We start from the raw sequence: 13696 nt of genomic DNA on the forward strand, positions 1-13696 counted from the left end.
CATATTTTAAGATTCTTGGGAAAATTATACCCAGTTTTTCCGTTTTATAACATACATTTTAACTTTTTAAACTTTTACGTTGTATAACATTACCAAAACGCAAGTCCATACGAGCTATTGCGTCATGGTGCTCCCCAGTAGAGTATGTTATTATATTAACAAAATATATGTCGATTCGAGTCGATAACGTTTATAGGAGGAACTTGTATGAAATTCAAGAAAAGAATCAACAAACTGTACCCCTTACTTCTCGCCATCGGACTTATATTTTCTATGGTATTCTCACCGGTCTGCACCGTCACAGGATTTGCAGCAGATGTTCCGCAGATTGAGGAGACCGACAACAATGGGAACAATCCAGAAACTCCCGAGATTGTCCCCGAGGGGGAAGATAGCCAATCTTCAGACTTGATACCACCATCAGAAAATATGGTGCCTGACATCCAAATTCCTATGGTAGAGTCACCAGAAGAATCCGTGGCAGAACAACCTTCTAATTCTGCTGAGCCAGCAAAAGAGAAGGCCGCGCCACAACAAACCTATCCACTAGAGCTTGTATACGGAGATGAAAATCTATCCGACGAAGACGCCTTTGTCCTGCTTATTTTCGGTGATGGTTTCACTGAAAATGAACAAGGCAACTTCTTTACAGAGGCAAAAACAACCGCAGAGTACGTTATGAATACTTCTCCCTACGATGAGTTTAAAGATGTATTCAAAATCTATGCTATGGGCGTCGTATCCAATGAGTCCGGCGCAAGAGCGGATAAAGCCACAAATCAAGAGCAGGCCAACGCCGACACGAGAGATACTTACTTCGGTACCTCCTTCTGGTCCGGAGGCATGCAGCGGCTCTTGACGGTAAGCAGCGCTGGCGCAGCCGAGGCCAACCGGCTCAAGAATCAATTCCTTCCGGCGGCCGACTTTAACGTCATCATTGTCAATTCCGAAACTTACGGCGGAAGCGGCGGGCAAGTCTGTGTTGCCTCCTTAAACAGCGAATCTCTGGAGATGATGCTGCACGAACTGGGCCATACCATCGCTAATCTGGCGGACGAATACTTTGCCGGAAAAGACTATGCCAGAGAATACGCGAACATGACAAAGAACAATGACCCGGAGACTATCAAATGGAAACGTTTTATTGGTAAGAACGGTGTCGGCATCTATGAATACGACGATGGGGGAAACGGCTGGTACCGCCCCCACGAGAGCTGCAAGATGCGTTATCTAGGTGAGCAATATGCGTTCTGTGAAGTCTGTAAAGAAGCCCTGCGGAATGCATTCAGCAGCTATTCTCAGATTACGAAACTATTCTATCAGCAGTATGCAGACATACTTCATGAAGACGGCGAACCAAAGGATATCCGGGAATACTTTATTATCAGAAAAGGAGACTCCGAAGCAACCGGCGACCAGCTCGGGGATGGATTCACGCTTGAGTATAAAGACAGCATCGGAAATGTTCTTCCCGGCGCGCCTACTGAGGCAGGTAATTATACCGTAACAGCAGCTTACAGTGGAGATGCTTCCTATGACAGCGTATCACTGACGACAAATTTCACCATTGAACCGGCCGATTTGATTACTTTGAGTGTAGCAGATAAAGTCTATGACGGGACTCCTGTGACTTTAGACTTCTCCGTCGATTATGACAAAGAGTATTATACCAAAGCTCACTACACCGGAAAAATTGACTATTCATCCAAAATTATCCGGAGTTATGACAGTGATGAGGCTCCAATCGTCCCAGGAAAATATGAGGTCACACTGACCGCATACGACAAAGAAAGTGACAAATTAGTCAGCGTCAAAAAGGCATCCTACGCCATTAAGTTCAAGACATCAACCATTTATAATCATGACACAAACGATTATCCCGGGGCTATGCCCTATTACAATAATAAGACACTCGTATTCGCAGGAGAAGGCTTTACCGCCGACCAGCAGGACGAATTCGAAGCAATCGCTAAAAAATACGTGGAATACTTCCGTAATACCGAGCCCTATAAGGAAGCCGATATTCACTTCAATTACCATACTGTCGAGACGGTGTCCAACGAATCTGGTATTTCCACTCCATCCTCTGCGAAGGACACTTACTTTAGTATGTCTCTGGATGAGAATGGTAAGCTGATTCCTTCAACAGACCCGGATAAAGACAGTGTCGGCGGCGCATCCTATGTAGGTTATTATCAAATCACGTCCTACTATACGGCTACAGTGGTCATTGTAAATGAAGACAACGTATCCGAAAACGCTGCCGTAGCCAACAGTCGTTTAACCGTTTTCTCCGGGACAAGTGAAAGTGATATGGATTTTGCCGCCAAAGAGCTCTTCAATCACTTTACCGGACAGCCCATTGGCTATCGGGCGGATTCAGATGAAGCGGCAGCGGCTCAGCGGGTTGAGTTCTTAAAGTTCCTGTACTACACTTGGTACGGCACCGATTATGCTCCAGTCTTAAGCCGCGCCTATAACGAGACTTTTGTAGAAGACGGAACCGCCTATGATCTGGCCCCCTACTTCTATACCTATGTACTCGGGACTGCGGCAGACGGCGTCTCCTACACCATGACCTACTACGAGGATAACAACGGAGTCCCCGGCACAAAACTTGATTCAGCACCGTCTAAAGCGGGCAATTATTTTGCATTTGCAGAGCTAAATATGGATGAAGGACGCCATTATAAGAAAGTTACTGTAAACGGAGAAACATACAGCATTCCACCGTCAAGGGGGTTAACTCCTTATACTATCCAGCCGGTAAAAGAAGAAGAAAATCCCGGCGATGATAACAAACCGGGCGGTAACAAACCCGATGACAGCAACAAGCCCGTTCCCCCTGACAAGCAGAACAAAAACCCACAGACTGGTGATTCCAGTCCAATCATGGTATACAGCGTTCTGGGATTAGGCGCCCTCACTTTGATTATCACGCTTACTTATCGCAGACGCCGTATAAAGTAGTAACCAACGATTAAGTTATACCTTAATGGGAACGCCTATCCTGCTGGCACAGGGTAGGCGTTTTTCATTTTAGAATTTGGTACTTAAAAGAGCAACTCTCCTTCGTTCCCGATATTGTTTTCCCATGAACCAAATAACTCCTGTGTTGTTTTGGCTATTTATACATATGTTCATCGATTCTGTAAAAGCCGGCATATATGAGGACTTAATTTGAGTGAGGTAATTATATTGCCCTCTATCAATTTATCTTGCTTGTGGGTAACTTGTTGGTACAGCTTGCTTTTATCTCCTTACCGTGCTATACTACAAATCGCTGTACATCCCCATTCACGGGCATCTCAGCAAAAATAAAGCGTGAGTTCGAGACCTTCCTCACGTAAAACAAAACTAAAGGAGCGAATTTCATATGAAGAACAAAAATGTATTATTCATGACGCAGGCGGCGATGATTGCTGCTATCTACGTGGTGCTGACCGTAGTCTTTGCACCCCTTTCTTTCGGGGAAATCCAGATTCGTCTGGCCGAAGCCCTGACCATTTTGCCGGTCTTTACACCGGCCGCTATTCCGGGACTATTTATAGGATGTCTTATTGGCAATATCTTAGGAGGCGCGATTTTGCCGGATATCATTTTCGGAAGTATTGCGACACTGTTGGGCGCCAGCTTCACATATCTCTTGAGAGGGCACGGTAAATTTATGGCACCAATCCCCCCGATACTTTCCAATATCTTAATCGTCCCATTTGTGCTTCGATACGGATATGGTATCGGACTGCCGATTCCTTTTATGATGCTCACCGTCGGTGCAGGCGAGATTCTTTCCTGCGGAGTATTGGGACTTATTCTATATGCCGCACTGCATAAGTACAAAAACACGATTTTTAAAACAACAGCTGTTTCAAACTAAAAGCAGGCAGCTATCGTCCTTTAAAGATGATAGCTGCCTGTAACTATTTATCTGCCGTTTCAGCTTTGGACGCTGCTTCAGCCCCCTTCTCACTTTTTTCGTTCCGCTCTTCTTCCTCCACAATACTGAGAAAATCCGCTTCCTTCTTCTTTAGCTGCGGAATGAATCTCCCCGCAACCTTACCCTTGCCTTTATGCTTGATATAAAAATATCCAATCACAGAAAAGACGACCGCGCCTACAAAATTCACAAGCAAGTCTTTCATCGTATCATGCAGTCCTATATCCAGATAGCCTCCAAGACCAAGGCTTTTTCCGTTTATAATTACGTCATTAATATTGTGAATGGCGGTAGGAATATTCCTTCCCTCCGGATCCAGCATCACAGAGTTCACCATGTGGACAATGGTATCCTTCTGCATATCCATTCCAAAAAAAGTATCCATACCGTATTCAAAAAATTCCCACACAACTCCCACTGTCATGGAAAAACAAAATGCTACAATAGACATAAAAACAGGCGACAATTCAAACTTCAGCCGCTCTTCCCGGTTTAAGATATCGACCAGTGAAAAGCCGATGGCCGCCATCAAAAAGCCGTTCAATGTATGTAAAATGGTATCCCAATTTTGAAACTTAATATAGTATTCCTGAATCTCGCCCAATATCTCCGCCGAGAAAATAAACAAGAGTATGATGATTTCCAGCGTAGTGGGAAGTTCTATTTTCAGATTAAGCTGAATCAAACTTGGCATAATCAGCAATATCAGCGTCAATATGCATAGAAATACATTCTCATAATTCTTATTCAATATCTGAAGTACCATACAGAGTATGACAAGCGCCCTGAGCACTAAATAGACAATAAAAGAACTTTTATGTTCCCTGAGCTCCATCGCCAGCGCTTTATTTATCCTTTGCAGCCATCTCATCTCTTATTCCTCCTGCCGAACACGACCAATACACTTTGCACATTGTGTGCACCCCCCCGGAGGGTTTTTGTTATATAGGAAAGTTCAAAGGGCTTTCCTATATGATAAAAAAAGAATCCGGATATTCCAGACTCTTTTGGGTATGAAAAAAGCGGGTGATGGGAATCGAACCCACGTATCCAGCTTGGAAGGCTGGTGTTCTACCATTGAACTACACCCGCATGACTCTTACGATTATAATATACTGTTTTTTATTTGTCAAGCATCATAATTAATTTTTTTAATCCGCAGACAAAATTAATGTCTGCGGATTCCCATATCTAGCTTCACTATCTAGTCTCGGCACAGGAAAAATCACCATTGTGCGTTTCTTTTGCTTTATATAGCGCCTCATCCGCCGCCTTGAAAAGCGTAGCATAACCATCTCCGTTTCTGGCTACCACCGCTCCTGACGACAAGGTAAGCGCAGGCATGTTCCGTTTCTGCGCTTCCTTGGCTATGGAAAAATTAATGTCCGCCATAATCTTTCTTGCGACCTCGTAATCACAAGTATCCGCAATAAATATGGCAAACTCATCGCCATGCAGGCGGGAAGCCAAGTCCACAGTCCTGATACGTCCTATAATCATCTGCGCCGTAAGTTTTATGACTTCATCCCCCACATTATGCCCATACTCATCATTTATGTGCTTAAAATGGTCTCCGTCCAGCATGACAAGTATGCCGTGCTCCTCTTCCTCCAAAGTTGACAGCACATGTAATAATTCCTTGCGGAACGACTTGGCATTCATCATCCCCGTAAGGTCGTCGACAGCCGCGGCCTTCTGTGCCATCGATAATGCTATTTCCAGCCTTTTCTGCGTCTGTCCAAGCTCTACATAGGCTTCTCTCAATTCTCTATTGTGCTGGCCTCGGCTTATACTGGCAAGCACGTAGATTAACAGCAGCTCAACCACGAGAAGGGGCACAAGCCATATTTCCGCCGTCTTTTTCAGTATAGACCCCTGTGGAGCCAATATCATAAAGCGGAATCCCCCGTCTCCAAGAACACAGCCATAATATTGCCTTCCGCCAATGCTTACACGCTCCGCCTTTCCCTCGGCCGACTCCAGCTCTTTTAAACTATCACCGAGCCGCTCTCTGAACTGTAGGAATTTTTCCGAAGAATCCGTTGATTCGCCGGCGAAAGTCCCATACAAATTATCCCCCAGATACTCAGGAACTGTACTGCCGATTACCGTGCCATTCTCATCGTAAATCAAAATCTGCTGGTTCTCATAAAAGTTCTGTCTGGCCACCAGCGTCTGAATATCTTCCATCCTGATATCGTAGGCGAACACGGTCTCACCGTCCGGCTGCATCTGTGATATTGTAGTCAAAATATAATTGTTGGCATAGCTCTTGTAGGGCGGCGTAAAAACGACCTCACCTCCGCCCGCCGCCGCGTCCTTATACCACGGACGCTGTGTGGCATCATATCCCGTTTGTTCATATTGAGAATAAGGAGTGTCCCAGCTGTAGAGGTAACGACCTTTATAATACATGTACACGCCGTCGAAGGTCTTTCCTTCTATCTGTGCAAGCGCTGTGTCCATATCTTTTAAGTAATTCCATATATCATCCGGATTCGGATTATGTTCGATTTCTTGGCTAAGCATCTCCGTGAATAGATGAAATGAATGCCGATAGCCGTTCAGAATCTCTTCGAACCTGTCCTTTGTCTCCTCCGCACAGGCCGCCAGACTGGCATCCACAGCCCTCGTCTCTCTCCTGCTCACAATTATAATAGCCAAAATGTTCACAATTAAAAAAACTGCCGCAAATATAAACGCTTTTTTCCGATTTCTCTTTTTAATCTTTCCCATATCTATTCCGGCGCCTCCTCATGTTTGGGCATCCACTTAGCCTTCCACGCGTACAATACCATAAGTATAGCACCGATGGCCCAAGATATTGGATACGCCATGAAAATCCACTTCATCTCGCGGAAAATCGGAACCGTAATATTTATCCAGATAACCCGGTAGACACAGAGTGCAAATATGATTATGAACATAGGCGGCAAAGTCTTGCCTGTTCCCCTGACCGTACCCGCAAGAATATGCATAATTGCAAGGATAAAATAAAAAGGACAGAAAAACCGGAGAATATAGACTCCCAGCGAAATGACCTCCGCATCGTTTACAAAAACGCCCATTATCTGGCTGCCAAATCTCAGGAGCAGTACTGTTGTAATAAATGTATATACAACACCCATGCCCATGGCTACCCACATCCCACGTTTCACTCTGTCATATTTCTTAGCTCCCACATTCTGACCGGTAAATGTAGTGGCCGCCATACTGAAGCTCATGACAGGCATGATGTTAAAGCCGTCAATCTTAACATAGGCTGCGAATGCCGCCATCAGCGTGGAGCCAAAACTATTGACGCTGGACTGTATTACCACATTGGAAAAAGAGATTACCATGTTTTGTATACCGGTGGGAAGCCCTACTTTTATAATCTTTCCGGCCATTTTCATATCCATTCGGACTTCTTTGAGATAAACATGGAACATATCTTCACTCTTTACCATAAAGCGGATGATAAAGATGAAAGAAAGGAACTGGCCGATATCGGTAGCAAGGGCAACCCCTTCTACGCCCATATGGAAAACCACTACGAACACCCAGTCCAGTACTACATTGGAGCCTGCGGCTATGACTAGATACTGCAGGGCCTTCTTAGAGTTCCCCACCGCATTTAAGATACCGGCCGCAAAATTGTAGATGACAGAAAATAGAATTCCACCAAAATAAATCCGCATGTAGATTACCGACTGCGAAAATACTTCCTGCGGCGTGCCCATCCATCGAAGCACAATCGGAGTCACTGCGATTCCCACAACAGTCATGACCGCGCCGGACACAACAGATATGGCCAGCGTTGTATGTACAGCTGTTTTCATGCCCTTTGCGTCCCCTGCGCCATAGTACTGGGAGATAATAACACCTGCCCCGGCCGACGCCCCGATACAAAACGCAAGCAGCAAGTTAATCAGCGAGCCGCTGGAGCCCACTGCCGCCAAAGCTTCACTGCCTATATAATTACCCACAATGATTGAATCTACCGTATTATAGAGCTGCTGGAACAAATTCCCCAATATCAAAGGAATCGAAAAACGGATTATCTGCCTCCAGATGCTTCCTTCCGTCATTGTCGTTGACCTTTTCATCTATATATCCTCTCTCTTTCATTCTTTAGTAACACCTACCTTACAGTATACAAGATTTACAGGTTATTTTTAAGAGGAAGTTACATAAATTATAAACTATTTTTTTAACCCCTTTCCCTGTTGTCTATTGTATAAAAAACATAGAAATGTTATAATATTCACGAACTTTGAAGTTACGGGAATAACTTCAAAAATTTTCAAATGCCGCACAGACGGCAAGGAGGTATAATATGAAAGTCATTGAAGGTTACATGCCATACTTGGGGTATCAGACTTACTATCGAATCGTAGGCGAATGTACAGGTAACAAGAAGCCGCTTCTGCTTCTTCATGGGGGGCCGGGCTCCACACACAACTATTTTGAAGTGTTGGACAGACTGGCTGAAGAAGGACGCGCCATCATCTCTTACGATCAGCTTGGCTGTGGGAATTCTTATGTAGACGGACACCCGGAATTGTGGTGCTCTGAGACATGGGATAATGAGCTGATCGCACTTAGAAAGCACCTTGGACTCGACGAAGTTCATCTTCTCGGACAATCCTGGGGCGGAATGCTCGCGATTGAGTATCTCTGCGATTACAAACCAGAAGGTGTAAAATCCGTTATTCTTTCCAGTACATTACCGGCTGCAGAGCTGTGGGCTCATGAGCAGCACCGCATGATTAAGTTCATGTCTCAGGAAGATCAAGACGCTATCGCCAAGGCTGAAGCTACAGGAAACTTTGACGATCCTGCATATCTTGCCGCAAATGAAAGATTTATGCTTCTCCACTGCGCCGGCGAGGTGACAGAAGATTCTCCGGAATGTCTGCGCCGCCCGAAGAAATCCGGTTCAGAAGCTTACGTTGCCGGCTGGGGGCCAAACGAATACAATCCTACAGGAAGCCTCGGAGGCTGGGAATACCGTGATAAGATTGGTGATATCAAAGAACCGGCTCTTATCATTAACGGTACAAACGATCTGTGCACACCGCTTGTGGCAAAGACAATGTACGACCTGATTCCTAATTCTAAATGGGAACTCTTCGATGGCTGCCGCCATATGTGCTTCGTTGAAGAAAATGACAAATACTGTAAACTTGTCAATGAATGGATGGAACAGCACGACTAATAAAAGACGGATGGTACTACAGATATTTCTGCAAGTACCATCCTATTTTTTTATTTGCATTTTCCCAGCTCACGCCATATAATAGCAATTATACTTAAAATGCCTCATTTGCTACAAAAAAGGAGCTGATCGATCATGTCTAAAAAGCAAAAAGGGATTCTTTTTATTATACTTTCTGCACTTTGTTTCTCCCTGATGAACATGTTTGTAAAACTGTCGGGAGACTTGCCTTCTATACAAAAAAGCTTTTTCAGAAATTCTGTCGCTGTAGTTGCGGCCGCCGTTCTCCTCGTAAAAAGCCATACCCCCTTCCGCTGGCAGAAGGGGAACCTAGGTCTTCTTGTCGTGCGCGCCTCATTCGGAACGCTGGGCATCCTCTGCAACTTCTATGCTATCAGCCACATGAACCTTGCAGACGCCTCCATGCTGAATAAGCTGTCTCCCTTCTTTGTCATTCTGTTTTCTTTCTTTTTCCTGAAAGAAAAGGTGACACTATTTCAGACAGGCGCGATGACAGCCGCCTTCGTGGGGAGCATGTTCATCATCCGGCCCGGCTTCCAGTTTCAAGAGGCTCTGCCCGCCGTCATCGGCTTCCTCGGAGGACTTGCCGCAGGCGCCGCTTACACAGCCGTCCGAGGCTTGAGTCTCAGAGGGGAAAAGAATCCTTTTATCGTATTCTTCTTCTCTGCCTTTTCCTGCCTCGTGACGCTGCCCTACCTGCTTTTTGCCTATGTGCCCATGAGCGGCCTGCAATTGCTCTACCTTCTGCTGGCCGGCCTATTTGCCTCCGGGGGACAGTTTGCTATCACGGCAGCTTATGCCAACGCACCGGGAAGCGATATTTCTATCTATGACTATACCATTGTTATATTCGCAGGCATTTGGAGCTTTCTTCTGTGGGACGAGATTCCGGGAATCACCAGTATCATAGGGTACATTATTATATTTGGCGCTTCCCTTGCCATGTATCTTTATAAAAGTATCAGAACAAATGGAAGTTCACAATCAGCCCGGCGAAAACAATAGATACCATGGACAATAATTTGATTAAAATATTGATGGACGGTCCAGACGTATCTTTAAAAGGATCTCCTACCGTGTCGCCAACTACCGCGGCTTTGTGGGCCTCACTTCCTTTGCCGCCGTACGCGCCCCCTTCAATATATTTCTTCGCGTTGTCCCACGCCCCGCCGGAGTTGGACATGAATACCGCCATCAGGAAACCGGTGGATGTGGCGCCTGTCAGCATCCCGATCACTCCGTTGTATCCCAGCAGAAGTCCCACCACCACAGGAGTGACGATTGCCAGAATGGTGGGGAGCACCATCTCATGAAGGCTTGCCTTCGTACAAATGTCTACGCAGGCCTCATAATCAGCCTCAGCCTTTCCTTCCATCAATCCTTTGATTTCTCTGAACTGTCTCCTTACTTCCACGACAATGCTCTGCGCCGCCCGTCCTACGGACGACATCGTAAGCGCCGCAAACACGAATGGCAGACACGCCCCGATAAAGATTCCCACCAGTACCGGAGGATTCATCACGCTCATATTGAGTTCCACGCCTGCTCCTCCTACTTGCTGTACTTTTTCTACATAGGACGCAATCAATGCCAGCGCCGTCAGCGCGGCAGAGCCAATGGCAAATCCTTTTCCGGTGGCCGCCGTCGTATTGCCCAACGAGTCGAGAGCGTCTGTCCTGCCGCGCACCTCCGGTTCCAGCCCGGACATCTCGGCAATCCCGCCCGCATTGTCAGCGATAGGGCCATAAGCGTCAGTCGCAAGAGTGATTCCAAGCGTGGAAAGCATTCCGACCGCCGCCAGCGCTATGCCATATAACCCTCTGGTCGTCTCGGTAAATCCGCCTGAAAATGTATAGGCCGCCATAACACAGACTGCGATGATGAGAATCGGGACAGCCGTGGAGAGCATTCCAAGGCTGATTCCACCGATAACAATTGTGGCCGGTCCCGTCTGAGACTTCTCCGCCAGCCCTTTTGTCGGCTTATAGCTGTCCGAGGTGAAAAATTCTGTAAAAAATCCTATCAGTACACCGGCAATCAATCCGGCAATAATCGCAAAGTAAAATCCAATAAATGCTTTTCCAAAAATAAACCACACCAGCGGAAATGCAACGACCGCAATCAATAAAGCGCTGGTATTAGTTCCTCTGCGCAGCGCTTTGAGCAAAGTACCTTGGTCTGTATTTTCTCCAGTCTTGACAAGCATAGACCCGATAATGGAGGCCAGCACCCCAACTGCAGCCAATACCATCGGTAACGCCACCGCGTTGACCCGGTCCACCGCTTCTATCTTATTAAAGGCGATGACGCCAAGCGCGCATGCAGAGAGCACGGAGCCTACATAGGACTCATAAAGATCTGCTCCCATGCCAGCCACATCACCTACATTGTCTCCTACATTGTCAGCAATGACCGCAGGGTTTCTAGGATCGTCCTCAGGGATTCCCGCCTCTACTTTGCCTACTAGATCCGCCCCCACATCTGCTGCCTTCGTATATATTCCTCCTCCGACACGGGCGAACAGCGCCATGGAGGATGCCCCCATGCCAAAGGTCAGCATGGCGCTCGTAATCTCTTCAATGGGCAGATGAAAGACAAGCCTGAGCAGCAAGTACCAAATAGAAATATCCAGAAGTCCCAGTCCCACAACCGTGAATCCCATAACAGAGCCGGCAGAAAACGCTACTTTAAGTCCCCTGTTCAGCCCCTTTTGGCAGGCCGCCGCAGTGCGCGCATTCGCCCGGGTCGCTATATTCATACCCACGAATCCGGACAGGCCGGAGAAAAATCCTCCGGTGATAAAGGCAAAGGGCACGAACCAGGTCAAGAATCCACACGCTGCCATTACTGTAAGGATAAGAAACATCCCCGCAAAAAAAATGAGTAAAATCCGGTACTGGCGCTTCAGATAAGCCATAGCTCCAGACCGGATAGACGCCGCGATTTTTACCATAGTATCGTTTCCCTCGGGAAAGCGAAGTACCTTCTGCGCCCTTGTCGCGGCAAACAACAGGGCAATAATTGATCCACATAGGGTAAGTAATGCCAGCTTGTTATCCATAGAAAAACCTCCTCTCAATACAGATGCTTCTATGTTATTATACTACTTCTCTATGGATATTGATATATTTTTCAGATTTTTTTCTTCATTTCTTTTAATACACTGACACTTATCGGTATGGCTATCGTAAAAGTACATATATCTGATATTGTTTGACACATCTGCACCCCTAAAAGGCCAAATACCTTTGGCAGGAAAAATATCAGCGGAAGAAAGAAAAGTCCCTGTCTCGCAGCAGCAATAATCGAGGCCTTCAACGATTTACCGATTGTCTGTAGCATCATATTGGACATGACTATCCACGCATTTAACGGAAACACCGCACACTGCAGCTGCAGCGCCAGTTTTCCTATACGCACCACGTCCACATCATTGCGGAATAAGTGAACCAGCGGCCTCGCAAAGATAAAACCGGCAAGCGAAATCACAAGAAGGGCTCCGAACGACACTTTCACACAAAAGAAAAAGGCTTCCCTGACACGCTCATATTTTTTCGCCCCATAATTGGTTCCGCACACAGGCTGAAACCCCTGCCCGAACCCGACCATAGCCGAATTAGCGAACATGGTGATTCTGGAGACGATTCCCATAGCCGCAATGGCCGCGTCCGCATACAGGCCGCCATACACACCGGCCGCCGTATTCAGGCAGACCGTGGCCACGCTCCCCAGACCCTGTCGGCACAGAGAAGGAACCCCTCCTTTAAAAATGTTAAAAAAATAATATCTGGAGAACGTAAAATTCTTCCATGAAATCCGAAAATTTCCACCCTTCATACTTAATCTGAGAAGAATAAAAAAGCTGACGACCTGACTGATTACTGTGGCAAGCGCAGCGCCAGCCACCCCCATATGACATACAAATATCAGTAGCGGGTCAAGGATAATATTCAATACCGCCCCTACGGTGATGCCTATCATGGCCAAAGACGCGCTCCCTTGAAACCGAAGCTGGTTATTGATGACAAGTGAGGACATCATAAACGGCGCCCCCAGAAGAATAATCCGCAGATAACTCATGGTGTAAGGCAGAATCGTGCCGGTAGAACCCAGCAGAATTGAAAGTGGCCTTAAAAAGAGTAGTCCCAGCGCCCCGAATAGTATACCGGTGGCAAACGCCGAAAAGAAACCGGTGGCCGCCATTTTTCTGGCGTCCTCAAATTCCTGCGCCCCCAACTTTCTGGATATATAATTGCCGGAGCCGTGGCCAAAGAAAAATCCAATGGCCTGAATCATTGCCATCACCGAAAATACGACTCCCACCGCAGCAGTGGACTGTGTATTAATTCTGCCGACGAACATGGTATCCGCCATATTATAAAAAGATGTAACAAGCATACTGATTATCGTCGGAACCGCCATTTGGCTTACAAGTCCCAGCACTGGCGCAGTAGTCATATATTCCGCCTTCTGCTCCGCCGTCATCTGCGAGATTCTCATACCCACAACCTTCTTTCTAAAATATCATTTCTCCCTCT

At 46.4% G+C, this 13696-nt stretch carries 9 protein-coding genes and 1 tRNA gene; 4 read left to right on the forward strand and 6 right to left on the reverse strand.

Going from position 1 to position 13696, the window contains the following annotated elements; all coding sequences use genetic code 11:
• The first annotated feature begins 207 nt into the window (after positions 1-207).
• Positions 208-2970, forward strand: a complete 2763-nt coding sequence (locus tag BN6465_RS19240) for a M64 family metallopeptidase (protein ID WP_066738254.1) — start codon at positions 208-210, stop codon at positions 2968-2970.
• A 406-nt stretch (positions 2971-3376) separates the two neighbouring features.
• Positions 3377-3877, forward strand: coding sequence for a QueT transporter family protein (locus BN6465_RS19245; protein ID WP_066738257.1), 501 nt, complete (start codon positions 3377-3379; stop codon positions 3875-3877).
• 43 nt (positions 3878-3920) lie between these two features.
• On the opposite strand, the gene BN6465_RS19250 is transcribed toward BN6465_RS19245, so the two are convergent.
• The 4 genes from BN6465_RS19250 to BN6465_RS19265 all read right to left on the reverse strand — a co-directional run bounded on the left by BN6465_RS19250 (position 3921) and on the right by BN6465_RS19265 (position 8025).
• Positions 3921-4808 carry a hypothetical protein gene (locus BN6465_RS19250; RefSeq protein WP_066738258.1) on the reverse strand — a complete coding sequence of 296 codons (888 nt, stop codon included), beginning with the start codon at positions 4806-4808 and terminating at the stop codon, positions 3921-3923.
• Between the two features lie 150 nt (positions 4809-4958).
• Positions 4959-5029 (reverse strand) — tRNA-Gly (locus BN6465_RS19255).
• 108 nt (positions 5030-5137) lie between these two features.
• A complete protein-coding gene (locus BN6465_RS19260) occupies positions 5138-6673 on the reverse strand; it encodes a sensor domain-containing diguanylate cyclase (protein WP_066738263.1) in 1536 nt (511 codons plus the stop codon).
• A 2-nt stretch (positions 6674-6675) separates the two neighbouring features.
• Positions 6676-8025 (reverse strand): MATE family efflux transporter, encoded by a 1350-nt coding sequence (locus BN6465_RS19265; protein ID WP_066738266.1) that lies wholly within the window; start codon positions 8023-8025, stop codon positions 6676-6678.
• A gap of 230 nt (positions 8026-8255) precedes the next feature.
• Here BN6465_RS19265 and pepI point away from each other — a divergent pair, with 230 nt between their 5' ends.
• Positions 8256-9137, forward strand: a complete 882-nt coding sequence (gene pepI, locus BN6465_RS19270; RefSeq protein ID WP_066738268.1) for a proline iminopeptidase — start codon at positions 8256-8258, stop codon at positions 9135-9137.
• Between the two features lie 135 nt (positions 9138-9272).
• Entirely contained in the window at positions 9273-10163 is an 891-nt protein-coding gene (locus tag BN6465_RS19275; protein WP_066738271.1) for a DMT family transporter, read from the forward strand.
• Here the strand turns inward: BN6465_RS19275 and BN6465_RS19280 are convergent.
• Both BN6465_RS19280 and BN6465_RS19285 read right to left on the reverse strand, forming a co-directional pair.
• Entirely contained in the window at positions 10120-12219 is a 2100-nt protein-coding gene (locus BN6465_RS19280; protein ID WP_066738274.1) for a sodium-translocating pyrophosphatase, read from the reverse strand. The genes BN6465_RS19275 and BN6465_RS19280 overlap by 44 nt on opposite strands.
• Before the next feature lie 71 nt (positions 12220-12290).
• Complete coding sequence (locus BN6465_RS19285) at positions 12291-13658, reverse strand: MATE family efflux transporter (RefSeq protein WP_199882864.1); 1368 nt, start codon at positions 13656-13658, stop codon at positions 12291-12293.
• Positions 13659-13696 lie beyond the last annotated feature (38 nt).

It is taken from the genome of Bariatricus massiliensis, assembly GCF_900086725.1.
Lineage (GTDB): Bacteria > Bacillota > Clostridia > Lachnospirales > Lachnospiraceae > Allocoprococcus > Allocoprococcus massiliensis.